This window comes from Streptomyces sp. ISL-12 (assembly GCF_018614415.1).
Lineage (GTDB): Bacteria > Actinomycetota > Actinomycetes > Streptomycetales > Streptomycetaceae > Streptomyces.
On sequence record NZ_JAGGOO010000040.1, the window covers coordinates 16254 to 35898 of the forward strand.

A 19645-nucleotide genomic window follows, 5' to 3' on the forward strand; every position below is an offset into this window, starting at 1 on the left:
GTGCGGGGAGTGTCGCCCGCACCTCCCCCCGAGGAGCCCAGACGTGAGAAGACGCAGCACCGTCCTCGTGCCCCTGGCCGCCCTGCTGGCGGCGGCCCTCACCGCGCTGCCCGCCGGCCCGGCGGGTGCCGAGGAGACCGAGCAGGTCAGGAACGGCACGTTCGACGACGGTACCGAGCCCTGGTGGACGACCGGCAACCTCACCGCCGCCGTGGACGACGGGCGGCTCTGCGCCGACGTCCCCGGCGGCACCGCCAACCGCTGGGACGCGATCATCGGCCAGAACGACATCCCGCTCGTGGCGGGGGAGACGTATCGTTTCTCCTTCCGTGCGAGCGGCACGCCCGGCGGGCACACGGTCCGGGCCCTGGTCGGCCTCGCGGTCGAGCCGTACGACGCCTACCACGAGGTCAGCCCGCAACCGAGCGTCTCCGGCGACAGCTACTCCTACACCTTCACCGCGCCCGCCGGCACCGCCCAGGGCCAGGTCGCCTTCCAGGTCGGCGGGAGCGCCGAGCCGTGGCGGTTCTGCGTGGACGACGTGTCCCTGCTCGGCGGGGTGCCCCCGGAGCCGTACGAACCCGACACCGGGCCGCGGGTCCGGGTCAACCAGGTCGCCTACCTGCCGGACGGGCCGAAGAACGCCACCCTCGTCACCGACGCGACCGGCGCGCTGCCCTGGCGGCTCAAGGACGCCGACGGTGCGGTGGTCGCCCGCGGCCGGACCGTGCCGCGCGGCACCGACGCCTCCTCCGGGCAGAACGTCCACTCCATCGACTTCGGCCGCTACGGCAAGCGCGGCACCGGCCTCACCCTGGTCGCCGACGGCGAGGCCAGCCGCCCCTTCGACATCGGCACGGCCGCCTACGAGCGGCTGCGCACCGACGCCGCGAAGTTCTACTACACCCAGCGCAGCGGCCTCGCGATACGCGACGACCTGCGCCCCGGCTACGCCCGCCCCGCCGGGCACATGGGCGTCGCGCCCAACCAGGGCGACACCGACGTGCCCTGTCAGCCGGGTGTCTGCGACTACCGGCTCGACGTCTCCGGCGGCTGGTACGACGCCGGCGACCACGGCAAGTACGTCGTCAACGGCGGCATCTCGGTGTGGGAACTGCTGAGCACCTACGAGCGGACGCTGCACACGCGGGGAGCCGAACGCTTCCGTGACGGCACCCTCGCCATTCCCGAGAGCGGCAACAAGGTGCCCGACCTCCTCGACGAGGTCCGCTGGGAGCTGGACTTCCTGCTGAAGATGCAGGTCCCCGAGGGGCAGCCGCTGGCGGGCATGGCCCACCACAAGGTCCACGACGAGCAGTGGACGGGCCTGCCCCTGCTGCCCAGCGACGACCCGCAGCAGCGCGAACTCCACCCGCCGACCACCGCGGCCACCCTCAACCTCGCCGCCACCGCCGCCCAGGCGGCCCGCCTGTACCAGCCGTACGACCGTGAGTTCGCCGCGCGGGCGCTGAAGGCCGCGCGCACGGCGTGGGCGGCGGCGCTCGCCCACCCCGAGGTGTACGCCGACGAGAACGACGGCGTAGGCGGCGGCGCCTACCCCGACCGGGACGTGCGGGACGAGTTCTACTGGGCGGCGGCCGAGCTGTACCTCACCACCGGCGAGAAGGACTTCCGGGACCACGTGCTCGCCTCGCCGGTCCACACCGCCGACATCTTCGGCCCGCTCGGCTTCGACTGGGCCCGTACCGCCGCCGCGGCCCGCCTGGACCTGGCGACCGTGCCGAGCCGGCTCCCCGGCCGGGACGCCGTCCGCCGCTCCGTCGTCCAGGGCGCCGACCGCTACCTGGCCACTCTGGACGCCCACCCCTACGGGATGCCGTACGCCCCCGAGAACAACGTCTACGACTGGGGCTCCAGCCACCAGGTCCTCAACAACGCGGTCGTGCTCGCCACGGCCCACGACCTGACCGGCGCCGCGAAGTACCGGGACGGCGCCCTGGAGAGCATGGACTACATCCTGGGCCGCAACGCGCTGAACATCTCCTACGTCACCGGCTACGGAGAGGCCAGCGCACACCACCAGCACAGCCGCTGGTACGCCCGCCAGCTCGACCCCGCGCTCCCCGACCCGCCGGCCGGCACCCTCTCCGGCGGTCCGAACTCCAGCATCCAGGACCCCCTGGCCCAGGCGAAACTCCAGGGCTGCGTCGGCCAGTTCTGCTACATCGACGACATCCAGTCCTGGTCGACCAACGAGACCACCATCAACTGGAACGCCGCGCTGGCCCGCATGGCGGCCTTCGTGGCCGACCAGGGCTGAACCCGCCTCCCGCCCCGGCGGTACCGCACGGGACCCGTTCTGACCTGGCAATATTGTCGAGTCAGTACCCGAGCGGTACCGTGGGGGCATGCCAGCCTTGAACGTGGAGTTCAGTGACCGCGAACTCGAGGACCTGCGTCAGATCGCCAAGGAGCGCGGTACGTCGATGAAGGCCCTGGTCCGAGAAGCCGCCGCCGCCGACATCGCGCGGCACCGGGCGCTCCAGGAAGGCGCGGAGGCGTTCCGCCGGTTCTTCCAGGGGCACGCCGAGGAGTTCGCCGCCGCCTTCCCCGACGACGAGCCGCCGCCCGCCCGGGGCGAGGGACGGGCCGCCTGACGCATGGCCTCCGTTCTCCACATCGACGTGCCCTGGCTGCTCCAGCGCCACGAGGAAGTACTGCCGGACCAGCCCGTCGTCAACGACTTCTCCGCCCTGGTCGCCGCCGTCGCCCGGCACCGGGTCGACCCGCCCCGCCTCGGCGTGGACTCCGACCCGGCCTGGCGGGCCGCCGCCCTGCTGCACACCCTCGCCGTGCTCAAGCCGCTGCCGTCGGCCAACGCCCGGTTCGCCTGCGCGACCGCCGTGGCCTACATGTTCGTCAGCGGTGCCGGCATCGACCCGCCCTACGGCGCGCTGGTCGACCTGGCCCGCGATCTGATGTCCGGCAAGGCCGACATCTACCGCGCGGCCGACCGGCTGCGCTCCTGGCAGATATGACGCCGGGGCCGACGCCGCGGCTCACATGAGGGCTGACTTTCCTTCAAGTGTGCAGGTTTCCCAAGTGCCTTGTTGACCTTCTGTGTTCGTGCCAGAGTGATGCCCCCGTGCGGGGGGTGACGGCCGGGTGACGCGCGCGCCCTGATGGACCGGGTCCGCTTCACCGTCGGTGCGCGCTCCCCGCTGTCGGCATTCGCCTGCGCGTGGGAAGGAAAACCCCTCAGTGCCCACCCCTCGTCCCCCTCGTCCGCTCCGGCCCCCGTCCGGCGGAGACCCGGGGGAGTCCGACGACGCCCTCGCCGCCAGACTGCGGGAGCGTCCGGAGAACCTGGCCGCCTCCGCCGCCGCGCTGCTCACCGCGCGGCACTGGCGGCCGGCGCACGACTACGCCGCCATCTGCCTCGCCACCCCGGCGGACGTCGCCGCCATGGTCACCGCCGCCGCCTTCCGCAAGGTCCTGGACCGGCTCGCCCAGGGCGACCCCGCCGCGGCCCTGCGCCCCCGGCTCCTGGTGGCCGTGCGCGACACGGTCCGGCAGTGGGCCGCCGACGACCGGCTACCCACGACCCTGCCGGAACTGCTCAAACCGGCGGGCGGACGCGGCATGCGCACCGCCAAGTCGCTGACCCCGGAGAACCGGACGCTGGCCGCGCGGGCCTTCGAGTCGCTCCCGGCGACCGCCCGCTGTCTGCTGTGGCACACGGAGGTCGAGGCCGAGCCCGTCAGCGTTCCGGCCGGCCTGCTGGGCCTCGACCACGACACGGCGTCGGCGGCGCTGGCGCAGGCGCGGGAGCACTTCCGCGAGGCGTGTGTGCGCGCCCACCAGCAGTTCGCGCCCACCCAGGACTGCCGGTTCCACAACCGCCTCCTCGACGTCCCGATCCGCCGGGGCACCGAACTGCTCCCGGACGTGCGCGAACACCTGGAACGGTGCCGGCACTGCCGGCACGCGGCCGAACAGCTCACCCTGGCCGAGACCGGACCGGCGACCCTCATCGCCGAGGCCGTACTCGGCTGGGGCGCCCGCCGCTACCTCGACTCCCGGCCCGGCCGCGCCGCCCCCGGCCCCCGCGCCGGGGACACCGCCCGGCACCGCGGCGCCCGCACCGGCCTGCTGGCCCGGATGCCCGTGCGCCGCCCGCGCTCGGCCGGGTCGTTGCTCCGCGGCGTCGGCGCCGCCTCGGCGGGCGTCCTGATGACCGCGCTGGTGATCAACTCCTGGAGCTACGACGGGAGCAGCGCGGGACCGGCCGCCTCCACCGGCGTCGCCGGCCACGAGCCCTCCGCCTCGGCGCCCGCGCCCACCGGGGCCGCCGGACCGCCCGCCGCACCGCTCGGCACCCGGCTGCGCAACGAGGCCGCCGGGCTGTGCCTGGACGTCCCCGGCGTGCCGGAGGCCGGCGCGGGCGCCCGGCTGACGCCCTGCTCGTCGCGGTGGACCCAGCAGTGGACGTACGAGGACGACGGGCTGCTGCGGTCGGTGGCCGACCCCGGGCTGTGCCTGGACTCGCGGGCGGACGCCGGCGTCGTCGTCCTGGGCACCTGCGCAGACGAGGGCACCGCGCGGGGCTACGACGTGCGCTACGCCCTGACCACGGACGACGAACTGGTGCTCCGCCGGGACCCGCAGCTGGCCCTCGCCGTCACCGCCGCCGAGCCGGGCGCCGACATCGTGGTCAAGCTGCGCGACAACTCCACCGGACAGCGCTGGCGCACCGACCCGGCCCCGACCTCTCCGACGCGCTCCGGGCCGGCGTCGGCCGCCGGGCAGGGGGACCCGGCGGCGCGTTCCGTCGGACTGGCCGGCCGCTGATCAGCCGGTCTCCCCGCCGTCCCGGTCGTAATCGCGTGACAGGCCGTGCCGACAGCAGGCCTCCCGGGAGCGGACCACACACCGCCCGAGGGGGCGGGTGAGCACACCGTGCGGGTCGCCGTTCCGGGGCCGGACGCGCCGGGAAACCGGCGCGGTGGCGCGGGCGGGGAGGCCGTCGTGCGCCTGGTCAGTCGCGCCGTCCCGCGCCGTCGGCCGGGGCGTCGCCGGGCTGTCGGCGGGCGCGGTGGCTGGTGTCGCACCACGGGAAGCGGCGGCTGCGGCGGCAGGTGCACAGGGCGACGCGGAAGCGGTCGGAGGAGACCGTCGTGCCGTCCTCCAGCTCGATCTCCACCGGGCCCTCCACCAGCAGGGGCCCCCGGCGCTGGACCGTGATCCGGCGGGGGGTGTCAGACGGGGAGTTCGGCACGGACGACCACCAGCTCTTCCTCGTTGTCGGTCCCGGACAGCAGACCCCGCCGCCGCAGCCAGGCCTCCCGGCCGCGCAGCACCGGGCCGAAGGCGATCCGGCGCCGCCGGGTCACCGCGGCCTTGAGGCCGGCGGCCCGCAGATGTCCGACGGTGCCGTCGGGGTCGCTGAACGCCGACTGCACCAGCAGCAGCACCCCGCCGGGCCGCAGTCGCGCGGGCGCCTGCCGGCAGATCCGGTCCAGGTGCAGCCGGCCGTCGTGGCCCGCCTCCCAGGCGCGGGCCGCGCCCCGTGGCCGCCGCGGCCCGGCGGGCGAGGGCACGTACGGCGGGTTGGCCAGGATCAGGTCGAAGGTCTCGCCCAGCACGGGGGTGAACAGGTTCCCGTGCCGCACCCGGACCGGCAGCCCGGCCCGCGCGGCGTTCAGCCGGGCCGTGCACACCGCCCGCCAGGACACGTCCACCGCGGTGACCCGGGCGCCCCGGCGGGCGGCGGCCAGGGCCAGCGCTCCGCTTCCGGTGCACACGTCGAGGACGTCCGCGCCGGCGGCGAGCGGCTCGTCGTTCAGGGCGTCGGACAGCAGCGCCGTGTCTTCTTGCGGGGCGTACACACCCGGCAGCACCAAGGGACTCACGCGTCCCGGGTACCCCACGGGTCAGGAAGTATGGGCCACGGCTTCCGTCAGCGGGGTGCGCAGGGACGAGCGGCCCGCCCGCCACTCGGTGAGCAGCCGGGCGGCGAGGAGGTCCTCGACGTGTCCGGTGGCGTCGATGCCGAAGACCACGTCGGGCGCGAGGTGCGGCTCCTGTTCCAGCAGACCGCCGATCACCTCGTGACGGACGACCTGCTCATGGACCGCGTCGGCCTCGACGTGCTCGTCGTAGAAGTGCTCGGCGGCCGGTCCGGCGCCGGTGCGGCGCATCGCCTCGGCCAGCCGCCGGGAGCCGGGCGAGGAGGTGATCTCGACGGCGGCGAAGTGGCCCACGAGGGCGCCGCGCAGGGACCGGTGCAGTCCGAACAGGGACATCATGTTCACGGTGGCCAGCGTCTCCGCGGACGCCGCGTCCAGATAGCGTCCGTACGTGGTGTCCAGGCCCAGGTCGGTCATCAGGTCGGCGAACAGCCGGGCGTGCACGCGGTCGGCGCGTCCGCCGCCGTACTCGTCGTACTCCACGGCCGCCATCCCCGCCTTGGCCCGTCCCCACAGCCGGGGCAGCACCCAGGCGTGCGGGTCGGCCTCCTTCAGGTGGTACAGGGAGCGCTGGGCGGCGTACTCGCGCAGGTGCCACAGCTCGCCCTTGTCGCGCAGGAAGTGGGTGACTCCCGTGCCGTCCACCGGTTCCACCAGCAGGTCGCCGATCGCGTCCTCGACGGTGTCGTGGACGCGAGTGCCGGCCCGCAGGGCGGCCAGGAACCGGCCCTCCAGCGCGGCGCGGAAGCGGAGCAGGGCGGGGTCCCACTCCTTCTCGGCGTCCACTCCGGCGAAGCCGCGGTAGTGCAACTCGTAGCACTGGTAGAGGGCGAGCTGGAGGTCGTCGCCCCAGGCCGGGACGGATTCCACGGTCTCGGTCCGGGGGAGGGGGCCGGTGCCCCGCAGGTGGTCCCGGACGGCCGCGGAGAGGGGGCCCCGAGGGGACGGCAGTGAAGGTTCTTCGCGGTCGGTGTGCATGGGGTGGCGGGTACCCGGGAGGGCGGCCGGCATCCCCGTCAGGGGCGCGGGGAACCGCGCGACAAGCCCTCACCGCACCCGCGGCCGCCCCACGAGGGTCAGGCCCCTCAGTCGCGCTCCGACTGCTCCTGCGCCCCCGTGTTGGGGGAGATCGCGTCCCCCGCCTCGCCGCGGTGCCGCCGCTCCCGCTGCGCCTCGGGGTCGCGCGTCTCCGCCTCCTCGATCTCGCGCATGACCTCTTCCAGGGCCGTCTCGGGCTTCTCGCCGCCGTTCTCGCCGTTCTGGGTCATGAAAGCTCCTTGCCTCGGCATTCGAAAGTGGGTGGTGGTCAGTGCAGGGCCGCCGCGATCCGCAGCGGCACCGGGCCGCCCGGACCGACGGACTCCTCGTTCTGCTCGTCCTGCTCGTTCTGCCGGATGATCTCCGCCCACCAGGAGGGGCCGTCCTCGATGTGGCGCAGCAGCACCCCCTCGCGGATCGCCCAGGGGCAGACGGTCACCGTGTCCAGGCCGGTCAGCTTCATCGCGGTGTGCCCGATCACCGCGCCGGCCAGGCTCTGCGCGGCGCGCGGCGCGGAGATGCCGGGCAGCCGGGCCCGTTCGGCGGCGGGCAGCGCGGCCAGCCGGTCGATCGCCGTCCTCAGGTCGCCGCAGTGCAACTCCCGCTCCACGAAAGGCCCCTGGCGGCCGGGCGCGGCACCGCACAGCCGCCCCAGCTGCTGGAAGGTCCGTGAGGTGGCCACGGCGGTGCGCGGCCCCTCCCAGCGGATCCGGGCCGCCGCGTCCCGCAGCTGGTGGCGCACCCGGCGGCGCAGCGCCCGGATCGCCTCCGGCGCCGGCGGGTCCTGCTCCCCGAAGAACTCGTGGGTCAGCCGATTCGCGCCCAGCGGCAGCGAGGCCACGAAGTCGGGCAGCCGGCCGCGGCCGAAGGCGACCTCCAGGGAGCCGCCGCCGATGTCGAGCAGCGCCAGCGGACCGGACCGCCAGCCCATCCAGCGCCGCGCGCCGAGGAAGGTCAGCTCGCCCTCCACCTCGCCCGGCAGGGTGCACAGGGCGACGCCCGTGCGGGCGCGCACGGCGCGCAGCACCTCCTGCCGGTTGGGCGCGGACCGCACCACCGCGGTCGCGAACGCCAGCGGCCCGGACGCGCCCCAGCGGGACGCGGTCCGGCTCGCGGCGGCGACCGCCTCTACCAGCCGTTCGACCGCCTCCCCGGGGATCGGCCCCCCTGGTCTGACCTGCTCCGACAACCGCAGCCGCCATTTGGCGGTGTGCACCGGCAGCGGTATCCCGCCCTCGGCGTCGGCCACCACCAGCCGGACCGTCTTCGACCCCACGTCCACCACGCTGATTCGCATGCTGCCGCAGGTACCCATTTACCGAGCGGATCAACGTTGTTCACCGAGAGTTGGCCGGTCGAGGCCCCTTTACGGCCGGTCAGGCCAACTGGCGCCGCACCAGTTCGCGCAGTCGGCCGCCGGTGTCCGCGAGCAGGGCGGCCGGCGGCCCTTGCTGGACGACCTTGCCGTCCTCCATGACGATCACGCGGTCGGCGTCCAGCACGGTGGACAGGCGGTGCGCGATGACGATCCGGGTGGCGTCGAGCGCCTTGGTGGACTCGATCACGGTGCGCTGCGTCGCGTTGTCGAGGGCGCTGGTCGCCTCGTCGAAGAAGAGCACCCGCGGCCGGCGGATCAGCGCCTGCGCGATCATCAGCCGCTGCCGCTGGCCGCCGGAGATCGATCCGGCGCCCGAGACGATGGTGTGCAGGCCCATCGGCATCCGCCGGATGTCGTCGGCGAGCCCGGCCATCTCGGCCGCCGCCATCGCCTCCTCGGGCGTGTACGGCTGGGTGCCGCAGATGACGTCCAGGATCGACCCGGTGAACGGCTGGGCGTGCTGGAGCACCACCCCGCACTGCCGCCGCACCGCCGACTGGTCGAGGGCGGCCAGGTCCTGACCGTCGTAGAGGACGCTGCCGGAGAGCGGGCGGTCGAAGCCGATGAGCAGTCTGAGCAGCGTGGACTTGCCGCAGCCGCTCGGGCCGACGATCGCCGTGAACTCGCCCGGCCGCACCTCGAAGGACACGTCGTCCAGCACCAGCGGACCGTCGTCGGTGTACCGGAACGACAGCCGCCGCGCCTCGATCGCCCCCGTCAGCGGCCCCGGCCGGGTGCTTCCCGTGCGCACCTCCGGGGTCGCCTCCAGCACCGGCTTGATCTCCTCGAACAAGGGCAGCGCGGCCACCGCCGACACGAACGCGCCGGTCAGCTGGGTGACCGAGGTCAGCAGCATGGTCACCGAGGTGTTGAAGGTCAGGAACTGGGCCGCCGACATCGAGCCGCGCGCCGGACCCGCCAGCAGCATGAACATCAGCAGCGTGCACAGCGGCAGGTAGACCGCGCCGAGCACCGCGTTGAGGTTCTTGATGTGCCCGGCCTTGCGCTGCAGTTCCCGGCTGCGCGCGAACTGCCCGGCCCACGCCGCGTAGGCGTAGTTCTCGGCCGCCGCCACCCGCAGCTTGGGCAGGCCGCGCAGGGTCTGGAACGCCTGGTTGTTCAGCTTGTTGCCGAGCACCACGAGCCGCCGCTGCCAGCGCACCTGCCACAGCCCCAGCCCCAGGAACACCGCGGCGACGACGACCAGCATGCCGACCGCCGCCAGCGCCATCGGCACGCTGTACCAGAGCAGCAGCGCCAGGTTCATCACCCCGACGGTCACCGACTGGGCCACCGTCGGGCCGACCCCGGCCAGCAGCCGGCGGATCTGGCTGATGCCCATGGCGGCACTGGCCAGTTCCCCGGTGGAGCGCTCGGTGAAGAACTTCGTCGGCAGCCGCAGCAGCCGGTCCCACACGGCGGGCTGGAGGGTGGCCTCGATCCGGCCCTCCAGGCGCAGGATGGTCAGGTTCTGCAGCAGCGTGAAGGCCGCCGCCACGACACCGCTGAGCATCACCGCCAGACAGACCTGCACGATCAGATCGGTCTGCGCCTTGGGCACGTACTCGCCGAGCACCTTGCCGGTGGCGACCGGCACCAGCGCCCCGATCGCCACCGTGACCAGGCCGGCCAGCAGGAGACGTGCCAGATCGCCGCGGGTGCCCTGGAGGCAGAACCGCAGCAGCCGCAGCGGACCGGTCCGGCGCTCCGGCAGCGGACGGTAGAACATCACCGCGCGCGGCTCGAACTCCCCGGCGTTCACCTTCTCCACCGGCGTCCGCCGGCCGGTCGCCGGATGCACGGCCACATACCCGCCGCGCCGCCACAGCAGCGCCACCGGCGCCCCGGACAGCGCCCGGTGCCCCACCAGCGGCCCGACGTCCTCCCGCCACCAGCGCCCCTCCAGGCGTACCGCCCGGGTCCGTACCCGCGAGGCCAGCGCGATCCGCTCCACCTCGTCGAGGCGGTCGCTCTCGGCGGCGCCGCGCGCGGGCTCGGCGAGCGCGATCCCGGCGGCCCGGGCGACCAGCTCGCAGGCCGCGTACGTGGCGTCGGCGTCGGCGGCCGTGGCGCGCGGGTGGTCCCGCTTGCCGAGGGAGGCGAGCAGGGTGCGGTCCGCCTGGGCGCGCACCGCCTCGCCGGCCTTGATGCCGGCGGCGGCGCGGGTCTCGTGGGTGCGTTCCAGCTGCTCGATCCAGCGGTCCAGGGTGGTCAGCAGCCGGTACTGCTGGTCGACCATGGACTGCCACAGCGCCGGGTCCATCAGCAGGTCGGCCGCCGCCTGGTCGCCGTAGACCGCGCCGTACTGGACGCTGCCCGGCGGGACCTGCATCCAGAGCACGTCGTCGTCGCCGACCGCCCCCGCCTGGTCGCCGGCCATCGGCGCCTGGAAGAGGACGGACAGCCCCCGGCCGACGCCGAGGGCGAGGGCGTACTCCAGCGGACTCGTCGTCGGCGGTACGTACTGGGGGTTGCCGTACTCGTCGTAGGACCAGGTCTGGGTGCTCGCCGGCTGGTACAGCTCGCGCAGTCCGACGCGGCGCACCACGCAGTCCCGCAGCGGGCGGGCGACCAGGGTGTGCCCGGGGCCCGCGACCGGGCCGAGCAGCAGCGCGCCCGCCTCCAGCCGGCCCAGGTGGTGCCAGGTGCCCTGCTGCCGCGCGTCCACCGCGAACAGGTCGACGGCGCCGGCCGCGACCAGCCACAGCACCTGCGGCCCTTCCAGATCCAGGCGGCTGAGCCCGGCGCAGTCGACCGGTGTGCCCAGCGTGCCCAGCGCGCCCAGGACGACGTCGCCCTCGGGGAGTCCGGGGTGTACGGAGGTCATCTCATCGCTCCCTGACCAGCGCCGCGTAGGCGCCGCCGCGCGCCACCAGTTCCTCGTGCCGCCCGCGTTCGACGACCGTGCCCTGCGTCAGGACGACGATCTCGTCGCTGTCGCGCACCGTGCTCAGCCGGTGCGCGATCACCACGCAGGCGCAGCCCCGCCGGCGCAGGTTGTCCATCACGACCTGCTCGGTCTCCGCGTCCAGCGCACTGGTCACCTCGTCCAGGACCAGGATGCTGGGGCGGCGCACCAGGGCCCGGGCGATCTCCAGGCGCTGGCGCTGCCCGCCGGAGAAGTTCCGGCCGTCCTGCTCGACCCGGCTGCGGATACCGCCCGGCCGGCGCATCACGACGTCGTACAGCGCCGCGTCCTTCAGCGCCTCCACCACCGCGTCGTCGGGCACGGACGGGTCCCACAGCGCCACGTTGTCCCGGACGGTGCCCTCGAAGAGGAACACCTCCTGGTCGACGAAGGAGACGGAGGCCGCCAGCGCCCCGCGCGGAATGTCCTCCAGGCGCTGCCCGTCGATGCGGATCACGCCGTCCCACGGGGCGTACAGCCCCGAGATCAGCCGGGACACCGTGGACTTGCCGCTGCCCGAGCCGCCGACCAGCGCCACCTGCTGCCCCGGGCCGACGGTCAGGTCGAAGCCGGCGAGCAGCGGCTTGTCGAGGGGGTTGTAGCCGAAGGAGACGTTCTCCAGCTCGATGTGACCGCGCAGGCGGCGCGTCGACTCGTCCGCGCCGGGCCGGCCGTAGAGCGGATCGGCGTCGAAGTTCTCCACGTCCTTCAGCCGGGCCACGTCGGCCGCGAAGTCCTGGATGCGGCCGGCGACGCCGTTGAGCCGGGTCAGCGGCGCGGTGAAGCGGGTGACCAGCGCCTGGAAGGCGACCAGCAGACCGACCGAGATGTGGCCCTCCACCGCGCGCAGACCGCCGATCCACAGGATCAGCGCGCTGTTGAAGGTCGCCAGGGCCGGCGCGACCACGCCCAGCCAGGCACTGGGCACCCCGAGGCGCTGCTGCTCCTCCAGCGTGGTGGCGTGCTGCCCGGCCCACTTGCGGAAGTAGCCGTCCTCGCCACCGGTCGCCTTCATCGTCTCGATGAGCTGCAGACCGGTGTACGCCGTGTTGGTCAGCCGTGCCGAGTCCGCGCGCAGCTTCGCCGTGCGGGTCGCCCGCAGTTTGACCACGACCCGCATCGCCACGATGTTCAGCAGCGCCACCCCGATGCCGACGAAGGTGAGCTGGGGGTCGTAGGTGTACAGCAGCAGCGCGTAGAGGACGACGACCACCGCGTCCACGCCGGCCGCCGCGAGGTCCCGGGAGAGGGTCTCGGCCACCGCGTCGTTGGACTGCAGCCGCTGCACCAGGTCGGCCGGGCTGCGCTGCGCGAAGAACGTCACCGGCAGCCGCAGCAGGTGCCGCAGGAAGCGGGCGCTGGAGAGGGTGGAGGAGATCAGCCGGCCGCGCAGCAGGTTCCCCTGCTGCAGCCAGGTCAGCACCAGGGTGAGCAGCACGCACGCCGCCATGGAGGCGAACAGCACGCCCAGCAGCGAGGTCTGCCCGCCGATCAGGAACATGTCGATGTAGGTACGGCTGAGCGCGGGTACCGCCGCGCCGACCAGCACCAGCAGCAGGCTCGCCAGCACCGCCGCCGGCAGGGTGCCGGCGGTGCCGCGCAGCCGGGCCGGCATCGCGCCGAGCACGCCGGGCTTGCGTCCGCCCGTGCTGAAGCCGGGGCCGGGCTCCATGGTCAGGACCACGCCGGTGAAGGAGCCGTCGAACTCCTCCAGGGTGACGAACCGGCGTCCCTTGCCGGGATCGTTGACGAAGACGCCCCGGCGGCCGAAGCGGCGGCCCATGCCGTCGTAGACGACGTAGTGGTTGAACTCCCAGAACAGCACCGCCGGGGCCGCGACCTCGGCGAGGGCGGCCAGGTCCATCTGCATGCCCTTGGCGGTCAGGCCGTAACCGCGCGCCGCCTTCAGGAGGTTGCTGGCGCGCGAGCCGTCGCGGGAGACGCCGCAGGCGATGCGCAGCTCCTCCAGCGGGACGTGCCGGCCGTAGTGACCGAGGACCATCGCGAGCGAGGCGGCGCCGCACTCCACGGCCTCCATCTGGAGCACCGTGGGCGTACGGACCGTCTTCGTCCGGCTCCTGGGCACCTTGCGTTCCGGCGGGGCGGCGCGGCGGCGGCCCCGGCGTTCGGTCGTGGCGCTCATGGCAGCAGCCAGTCGACGGGGTGCTGGTCGGCCAGCCGCACCGAACCGGTGGCCATGGTCATCGAGGACAGGCCGAACGGCGGCCCCTCGGCGGACGACCAGGCGTAACCGCTCTTCGTCGCCGCGGACGTGTCGAGGCTGACGGTGACGGCGACCGGCCTGCCGTCCTTGGTGAACTGCTCGCCGAGCTGGCTGTCGCCGAGGAAGGCGGCGATCTGCGACGCGGACTGGGCGGCCCGGTCCACGGACGTCACATGGCCGCGCAGCACGCCGTACTCCTGGGTCGGCACCGACTGCACGGTCAGGTCGACGGCGGCGTGCGCGGGGATGGCGGCGGCGCTCTCGGCGGGCACGTACACCGTGGCGTAGAGAGGGTCGTCGGCGTGCGCGACCTTCTCCACGGCGGCCACGTCGGCGCCGGTCCGGATGATCTGGCCGACAGTGGCGGCGAGCGCGCTGACCCGGCCCGCCTCGACGGCGCGCACGACGGTCTCGCCCTCGGCGGTACGGACCTTGAGGACGGGCGCGTCGGCGCCCAGCCGCTGCCCCTGCTTCGCCACGACGGCGGTGACCTGCCCGGCGACCGGGCTCTGGAGCAGATAACTGCCCTGGTTGTGCGTGAGGACGGCCGGCGCGTCGACCGTGGAGGCCACCGAGCCGGTCACGGCCCACACGGAGGCGGCCGCCATCGCGAGCACGGTGACGGACAGCACCAGCCAGCCCTGGGGACGGGCGAAGCGCACGGGGAGGTCGAGTTCCTCCGGTGACTGGAGCTTGGCGAGGGCCTGTTGGCGGAACTGCACGGGAGATGTCCAGGTGTCCGGTTTCCGGGTTTCCCGGGGGAGGGCTTCCGGGGGAGGGGACGCCGAAAAGTCCCGGAGCCGGGGATGCGGCTCCGGGACTCAGCGGCACGTGGGTGCGGTCAGAGACCGGCGACCAGGCCGGTGACCGGGGCGGTGTTCAGACCCGTGACACCCTCGACCGTGCCGACGACCGTGCCGACCACGCCGGAGACCGGGGCGATGCCGTCCACGGCACCGGTGACGGTGCCCAGGGCGTTCACGCTCAGGCCGCCGGAGACGTTGTCCAGCTCGGCGTCCGAGATCTCGACGGTCTCGACCTGGGGGGTGGAGTTCATGATGGAACTTCCCTTCGTATAGCCATTTCACAAGGGGGGAGCGGCCCCCTCTGGGGACAGATGACGGCCGCGACCACGGGCGCCGGGCGCTTGGGTCCGGAGCCCTGCGCGGCCCCCGTGGTGCGATGGATCAAAGCACGCCGCCCCTCTGCGCTTCCACTCAATCACCCGTCCCACCAGGCAACTTGCGTCACACACGGGGTCAACCGTGCAGGCGCCCGCACGCCTTCGCGGCCACTTCTTCACATGCGGCGCAGCATCGCCCCACGGGCCCCCCTTGTCCCGCCGCCGGCGAACCGGGCACTCCTCTCCAATGGCGTGCGCGGGGGCGCGCGTTTGTGCAGAACCGCCAAAGGCCGTGACCGGGGTGGGCATTCGATGTGCAGATTCCCTGGAGCGGTGGTTCCGTTCCACGGTCCCGACGGAACGTAATTGACCGATCGCTTTCGGTGGTGGTCGGCGGATTGTGAACGGCTCGCGCGGCCCTCCCGTACCTCCTGCCAGCCAGGCGCCCCGAACCCCGTCCCCAGGAGGTCGAGAAGGTTGAGTCACAAGCGAATGCCGAAGCGCAAGGCCGCGCTGGCCGCGGGCGGCGTCGTCGCGCTGGGAGCCGCCGCGATCCTGCTGCCGCAGGCGGGCGCCGCGCCGAGCGGCGGACCGGACACCGCGGCGGCGCCCCGCACCCTGAAGGCGGCGGACGCCTCCGGCCTCGCGTCGCGGCTCGCCGGAACGCTCGGCGACGCCTTCGCCGGCGCGTACTACGACGCCGGCGACCAGCGGCTCGTCGTCAACGTCGTCACGGGCGACGACAACGACGTGGTCGTGCGGGCGAAGAGCGCCGGCGCGGAGGTCCGCGAGGTCGACAACACCCTCGCCGAGCTGGCGGCCGGGGCCCGGACCCTGAAGTCCGAGGCGGCCGTCCCCGGCACCGCGTGGGCCGTCGACCCGCGCACCAACAAGATCCTGGTCACCGCCGACAGCACCGTCACCGGCGCCCGGTGGGACCAGGTCGAGTCCACCGTCCAGGAGCTGGGCACCGGCATGGCGACGCTCAGGAAGTCCGCCGGCACCTTCGAGACGTTCGCCTCGGGCGGCGACGCGATCTTCGGCGGGGGAGCGCGCTGCTCGCTCGGCTTCAACGTCACCGCCGCCGACGGGGCGCCCGCCTTCCTGACCGCCGGGCACTGCGGGGTCGCCGCCGAGCAGTGGTCCGACGCGCAGGACGGGGCGCCGGTCGCCACCGTCGAGGAGGCGGTCTTCCCCGGCGACGGCGACTTCGCGCTCGTCCGCTACGACGATCCGGGCACCGAGGCGCCGAGCGAGGTGAACGTCGGCGAGCAGACGGTCGCCATCAGCGAGGCCGCGGAGGCCACCGTCGGCGCGCAGGTCTTCCGGACGGGCAGCACGACCGGACTGGCCGACGGACAGGTGCTCGGGCTGGACGCCACGGTGAACTACCCGGAGGGCACGGTCACCGGGCTCATCCAGACCGACGTGTGCGCCGAACCCGGGGACAGCGGCGGCCCGCTGTTCACCCAGGACGGTCTGGCGGTCGGCCTCACCTCCGGCGGCAGCGGCGACTGCACGGTGGGCGGCGAGACGTTCTTCCAGCCGGTGACGACCGCGCTGGAGGCGGTGGGGGCGACGCTCGGGGACGGTGCGGGTGCCGGGGACGGCATCGGTACGGGGGAGGAGCCCGGCGACGCGGGCACCGGCGCCGGTGACGGCGCCGCCGCCGACGAGACCTCCGCGCCGCCCGCGACCCACTGACGTGCCGTACGCGCCGCGCCCCGACCGGCCCGTGGGGCGTCGGCGCGGTCCGCGCACAGGGGCTGCGCGGGCCCCGTACAAGCGCTGTAATGGCGGCGTGACCAGTGAGGGTGACGTGGAGCGCGGAGCGGGAACGGCGCGTGCCGCGCGGGCCCTCGCGGCGCTCGCCTCCGCCGCCGGTCCGGGCGACCGGCCGCGCCGCACCCTGGAACTGGCCCTCGTCTTCGCCGGCGCCTCCTTCGCCGGCCTCTACGCCCCCGGCGAGGACCCCGGCCTGCTGTGCCTGGCGGAGTCGGCCGGGGTGCCCCGGACGCTGTACGGGCTGCGCGACACGTACCCCGCGTCCGGCGGCTCCCCGGTCGCCGAGGCCCACCGCGGCGGGCGCCCGGTGTGGCTCGGCCCGGAGGAACCGGCCGGTCACGCCGCGGCCCGCCGCGCACCGTCGGGCGGCTTCCGGCTGGCGGCGCTGCCCGTGCCCGGGAACGGCGGCTGCCTCCTCGCGGTCACCGAGCGCCCGGCCGGTTTCGGCACCGGCGAGCGCGCGCACCTGGAGCTGATCGCCGGTGCCGTCGTCCGGCCCGCCCCGCCCCCGGCCGCCCCGGGTGACGCACTGCCACCGGACATGTTCTCCCTCGCCGTGGACACCGGCCGGGCCGAGGTCGGCGACGACATCCTGGACCTGTTCGGCCTCGACCCCCGGGAGTTCGACGGCCGGATCGAGACGCTGCTCCGGCTGACCGTGCCGGAGGACCTGCCCTCCCTGATGTCGGTGGTCGAGGCCGGCCACATGTCCCTCGGCGAGCGGGAACTGGAGTTCCGCGTGCTGCGCCCCGGCGGGGCACCGAGGTGGCTCAGACTGCGCGGACGCATGCGCCCCGGCGGCGAGGGCCGGCCCGCCCGCCTCGTCGGCACCGTCGCCGACGCCGCCACCCTCCGCTCCGACGTCACCGACGTCGCCCGCGTCCAGCGCCTGGCCGCCGCGCTGGCCACCGCGGGCACCGTCCGCGAGGTCGGCCGGGCCGTGGTCACCGCCCTGCGCGGACCGCTGCGCGCCGACCGCGTCGCCCTCGCCGGACTGGAGAACGACCGCCTCGTCGTCACCGTCCTCGACCCGCCCGACCCCGAGGCGTGGCCCGGGGTGTGGCGTACCGAATGGCGCTCCGAGTGGCCCGACGCCCCGCTGCGCGCCATGCCCACCCTCGCCGCGGCCCTGCGCGAGGGCCGCGCCCAGGTCTGGCCGGCCGGCACCGGCTCCCTGGAACCCGCCCTCGCCGACGTCGGCCCCGGCGGGCTCGCCGTACTGCCGCTGCCGGCCGGTGACCGCGCCGTCGGCGTCTGCCTCATCGGCTGGGACGGCCCGCACGACGTCGGCCCCGACGAACGCGCCCTGCTCACCGCCTGCGCCGGCCTCGCCGGCCAGGCCCTGACCCGGGCCCACGCCTTCGACGCCGAGCACGAACTCGTCGGCATGCTCCAGCGCCAGCTGCTGCCCCGCCGCCTGCCGAAGCTGCCCGGCGCGGTCGCCGTCGCCCGCTACCTGCCCAGCACCGCCGGCCTCGAACTGGGCGGCGACTGGTACGACGTGATCCCGCTGCCCGACCACCACGTGGCCCTCGTCATCGGCGACGTCCAGGGCCACAGCGCCGGCGCCGCCACCCTCATGGGCCAGATGCGCACCGCCCTGCGCGCCTACGCCGTCGAGGGCCACCCACCCGACGTGGTGGTCGCCCGCGCCAACCGGCTGCTGGCCGAGATGGAGACCGACCTCTTCGCCACCTGCGCCTACGTCGACCTCGACATGGAGGAGGGCGCCGCCTGGTGCGTACGGGCCGGTCACCTGCCCCCGGTACTGCGCCACCCGGACGGCCGGACCGAGATCGCCGAGGCGGAGGGCGGCCCGCCGCTCGGCGTGGTGGCCGGGGCCGACTTCCCGATGAGCCCGCTCGGCCTGAGCCCCGGCACCCTGCTCGCCCTGACCACCGACGGCCTGGTGGAGTCGGCCGACGCCGACCTCGACCAGGGCATGGACCGGCTGGCCCGCGGGCTCGCCGCGGCCGACCCCGGCCACCTCGACCTCGTCGCGGACACCCTGCTCGAAGGCGCCCGCCGCAGCGACGACGTGGCCCTGCTGCTGGTCCGCTACGACGGGATGGCGCTGCGCCCGCTGCGCGAGAGCTGGACGGTGTGGCGGGTCCCCGAGGCGGTCCGGCACGCCCGCCGTTTCACCCGGCGCACCCTGCGCGCCTGGGACGTACCGGACACCGGCGTCGACGCGGTCCTGCTGGTCGTCTCCGAACTGGTCACCAACGCCCTGGTGCACACCGACGGACCGGTCCGCCTCGACCTCACCCTGGTCGGCGGCCGGCTGCGCGTCGCGGTCGCCGACTCCTCGCCCCGCACCCCGGCCAGGCCCACCGGCGTCGGCTGGGAGGCCACCGGCGGGCGCGGCATCCTCCTCGTCGAGGCGGTGTCGGCGGCCTGGGGGACGCTGCCGGTCAGCGGCGGCAAACAGGTCTGGAGCGAACTCCCGGTCGGCCGGTGACGGCGCCCGCCATCGGGTTACCCGGCACCCGACCGCACGTACGCGCAATGAAGAAGAGGCAGCAGTCATGACCCAGTACGTCCGCGACATCATGACCGGCGACCCGGTGACCGTCGAACCGCAGACCTCGGTGACCGCGGTGGCCCGCATCATGCGCGACCAGAACCTCGGCGCCGTCCTGGTCACCGACGGCGACGACCTGCGCGGCCTGGTCACCGACCGTGACCTGGTGATCCGTACCCTCGCAGAGGGCGGCGACCCGGAACAGACCACGGTGGCCGGCGCGTGCAGTGACGACCTGGTGACCGTCCGCCCCGACGAGGAACTGGACCACGCGGTGGAGGTGATGCGCGAGCACGCCGTACGCCGCGTCCCGGTGGTCGACGAGGGACACCCCGTCGGCATCGTCTCGCTCGGCGACCTGGCCATGGAACGCGACCCGGAGTCGGCGCTGGGCGACATCAGCGTGGCCCGGCCCAACACCTGAGCGGGTTCGGCCGTCCCGGAGCCCGGGAACCCGGCCGGGGTCCCGGAGAGCAGAAGGAAGTGGATGTTCCGTGGTAACGGAGACCTGTGAGAAGCCCGCCGACCGGCACCCGGCCACCGGCTGGTCCGAGGCCCGCCGCCGGCGCGGCCCGGACACGGTGCGCACCTGGGTGCCCGCCGTCGAGGACCCCGGCGCCCCGCGGGCGACGCCGCCGGGCCGGGAACCGGAACCGCACATCGTCCGGGGCGAGGACTGACGCCCGGACCGACCCGCGCGGCGACGACGGCTGAACGACACGACGAGGGCGCGGC

17 protein-coding genes are annotated in these 19645 nt (G+C 74.5%); 8 read left to right on the forward strand and 9 right to left on the reverse strand.

The features are described from left to right. Nucleotides 1-43: 43 nt before the first annotated feature. From J7I94_RS11440 to J7I94_RS11455, 4 genes are all read left to right on the forward strand, one after another. Nucleotides 44-2281 (forward strand): glycoside hydrolase family 9 protein, encoded by a 2238-nt coding sequence (locus tag J7I94_RS11440; RefSeq protein ID WP_215166917.1) that lies wholly within the window; start codon nucleotides 44-46, stop codon nucleotides 2279-2281. An 88-nt stretch (nucleotides 2282-2369) separates the two neighbouring features. Continuing rightward, nucleotides 2370-2618, forward strand: coding sequence for a hypothetical protein (locus tag J7I94_RS11445; protein WP_215166918.1), 249 nt, complete (start codon nucleotides 2370-2372; stop codon nucleotides 2616-2618). Nucleotides 2619-2621: 3 nt separating this feature from the next. Next, nucleotides 2622-2999, forward strand: coding sequence for a toxin Doc (locus J7I94_RS11450; protein WP_215166919.1), 378 nt, complete (start codon nucleotides 2622-2624; stop codon nucleotides 2997-2999). Between the two features lie 223 nt (nucleotides 3000-3222). After that, the gene (locus J7I94_RS11455) at nucleotides 3223-4812 is read left to right on the forward strand and encodes an RICIN domain-containing protein (protein ID WP_215166920.1); all 1590 of its coding nucleotides are present in this window, start codon (nucleotides 3223-3225) and stop codon (nucleotides 4810-4812) included. A 187-nt stretch (nucleotides 4813-4999) separates the two neighbouring features. Here the strand turns inward: J7I94_RS11455 and J7I94_RS11460 are convergent, their stop codons facing one another. The 9 genes from J7I94_RS11460 to J7I94_RS11500 all read right to left on the reverse strand — a co-directional run bounded on the left by J7I94_RS11460 (nucleotide 5000) and on the right by J7I94_RS11500 (nucleotide 14535). Continuing rightward, the gene (locus J7I94_RS11460; protein ID WP_215166921.1) at nucleotides 5000-5239 is read right to left on the reverse strand and encodes a CDGSH iron-sulfur domain-containing protein; all 240 of its coding nucleotides are present in this window, start codon (nucleotides 5237-5239) and stop codon (nucleotides 5000-5002) included. Then, nucleotides 5220-5873, reverse strand: coding sequence for a HemK2/MTQ2 family protein methyltransferase (locus J7I94_RS11465; protein WP_308114546.1), 654 nt, complete (start codon nucleotides 5871-5873; stop codon nucleotides 5220-5222). Before J7I94_RS11465 ends, J7I94_RS11460 begins: the two co-directional genes overlap by 20 nt. Nucleotides 5874-5894: 21 nt before the next feature. Continuing rightward, nucleotides 5895-6908 carry an iron-containing redox enzyme family protein gene (locus tag J7I94_RS11470; RefSeq protein ID WP_215166922.1) on the reverse strand — a complete coding sequence of 338 codons (1014 nt, stop codon included), beginning with the start codon at nucleotides 6906-6908 and terminating at the stop codon, nucleotides 5895-5897. Nucleotides 6909-7015: 107 nt separating this feature from the next. Beyond that, nucleotides 7016-7198, reverse strand: a complete 183-nt coding sequence (locus J7I94_RS11475; RefSeq protein ID WP_215166923.1) for a hypothetical protein — start codon at nucleotides 7196-7198, stop codon at nucleotides 7016-7018. Nucleotides 7199-7236: 38 nt separating this feature from the next. Further along, nucleotides 7237-8265, reverse strand: coding sequence for a Ppx/GppA family phosphatase (locus J7I94_RS11480; RefSeq protein WP_215166924.1), 1029 nt, complete (start codon nucleotides 8263-8265; stop codon nucleotides 7237-7239). A 79-nt stretch (nucleotides 8266-8344) separates the two neighbouring features. Beyond that, nucleotides 8345-11173, reverse strand: a complete 2829-nt coding sequence (locus J7I94_RS11485) for an NHLP bacteriocin export ABC transporter permease/ATPase subunit (protein ID WP_215166925.1) — start codon at nucleotides 11171-11173, stop codon at nucleotides 8345-8347. Between the two features lies 1 nt (nucleotide 11174). Next, entirely contained in the window at nucleotides 11175-13397 is a 2223-nt protein-coding gene (locus J7I94_RS11490) for an NHLP family bacteriocin export ABC transporter peptidase/permease/ATPase subunit (protein WP_215166926.1), read from the reverse strand. Continuing rightward, complete coding sequence (locus J7I94_RS11495) at nucleotides 13394-14200, reverse strand: HlyD family efflux transporter periplasmic adaptor subunit (RefSeq protein WP_215166927.1); 807 nt, start codon at nucleotides 14198-14200, stop codon at nucleotides 13394-13396. Before J7I94_RS11495 ends, J7I94_RS11490 begins: the two co-directional genes overlap by 4 nt. 119 nt (nucleotides 14201-14319) lie before the next feature. Then, nucleotides 14320-14535: a type A2 lantipeptide gene (locus J7I94_RS11500; protein ID WP_215166928.1), complete on the reverse strand. Its 216-nt coding sequence runs from the start codon at nucleotides 14533-14535 to the stop codon at nucleotides 14320-14322. Nucleotides 14536-15078: 543 nt separating this feature from the next. Between J7I94_RS11500 and J7I94_RS11505 the strand changes: the two genes are divergently transcribed. The 4 genes from J7I94_RS11505 to J7I94_RS11520 all read left to right on the forward strand — a co-directional run bounded on the left by J7I94_RS11505 (nucleotide 15079) and on the right by J7I94_RS11520 (nucleotide 19590). Beyond that, nucleotides 15079-16305, forward strand: coding sequence for a S1 family peptidase (locus J7I94_RS11505; protein ID WP_215166929.1), 1227 nt, complete (start codon nucleotides 15079-15081; stop codon nucleotides 16303-16305). Between the two features lie 97 nt (nucleotides 16306-16402). Then, nucleotides 16403-18847, forward strand: coding sequence for a SpoIIE family protein phosphatase (locus tag J7I94_RS11510; RefSeq protein WP_215166930.1), 2445 nt, complete (start codon nucleotides 16403-16405; stop codon nucleotides 18845-18847). Between the two features lie 67 nt (nucleotides 18848-18914). Further along, nucleotides 18915-19334 carry a CBS domain-containing protein gene (locus J7I94_RS11515; protein WP_215166931.1) on the forward strand — a complete coding sequence of 140 codons (420 nt, stop codon included), beginning with the start codon at nucleotides 18915-18917 and terminating at the stop codon, nucleotides 19332-19334. Nucleotides 19335-19404: 70 nt separating this feature from the next. Beyond that, nucleotides 19405-19590, forward strand: a complete 186-nt coding sequence (locus J7I94_RS11520; protein ID WP_215166932.1) for a hypothetical protein — start codon at nucleotides 19405-19407, stop codon at nucleotides 19588-19590. Nucleotides 19591-19645: the final 55 nt, after the last annotated feature.

Excerpts from the sequence above, each read along its gene's own strand:
- J7I94_RS11445 (WP_215166918.1), top strand. The coding sequence starts at position 2,370 with ATGCCAGCCTTGAACGTGGAGTTCAGTGACCGCGAACTCGAGGACCTG.
- J7I94_RS11450 (WP_215166919.1), top strand. The coding sequence starts at position 2,622 with ATGGCCTCCGTTCTCCACATCGACGTGCCCTGGCTGCTCCAGCGCCAC.
- J7I94_RS11470 (WP_215166922.1), bottom strand. The coding sequence starts at position 6,908 with ATGCACACCGACCGCGAAGAACCTTCACTGCCGTCCCCTCGGGGCCCC.
- J7I94_RS11475 (WP_215166923.1), bottom strand. The coding sequence starts at position 7,198 with ATGACCCAGAACGGCGAGAACGGCGGCGAGAAGCCCGAGACGGCCCTG.
- J7I94_RS11480 (WP_215166924.1), bottom strand. The coding sequence starts at position 8,265 with ATGCGAATCAGCGTGGTGGACGTGGGGTCGAAGACGGTCCGGCTGGTG.
- J7I94_RS11485 (WP_215166925.1), bottom strand. The coding sequence starts at position 11,173 with ATGACCTCCGTACACCCCGGACTCCCCGAGGGCGACGTCGTCCTGGGC.
- J7I94_RS11490 (WP_215166926.1), bottom strand. The coding sequence starts at position 13,397 with ATGAGCGCCACGACCGAACGCCGGGGCCGCCGCCGCGCCGCCCCGCCG.
- J7I94_RS11500 (WP_215166928.1), bottom strand. The coding sequence starts at position 14,535 with ATGAACTCCACCCCCCAGGTCGAGACCGTCGAGATCTCGGACGCCGAG.
- J7I94_RS11515 (WP_215166931.1), top strand. The coding sequence starts at position 18,915 with ATGACCCAGTACGTCCGCGACATCATGACCGGCGACCCGGTGACCGTC.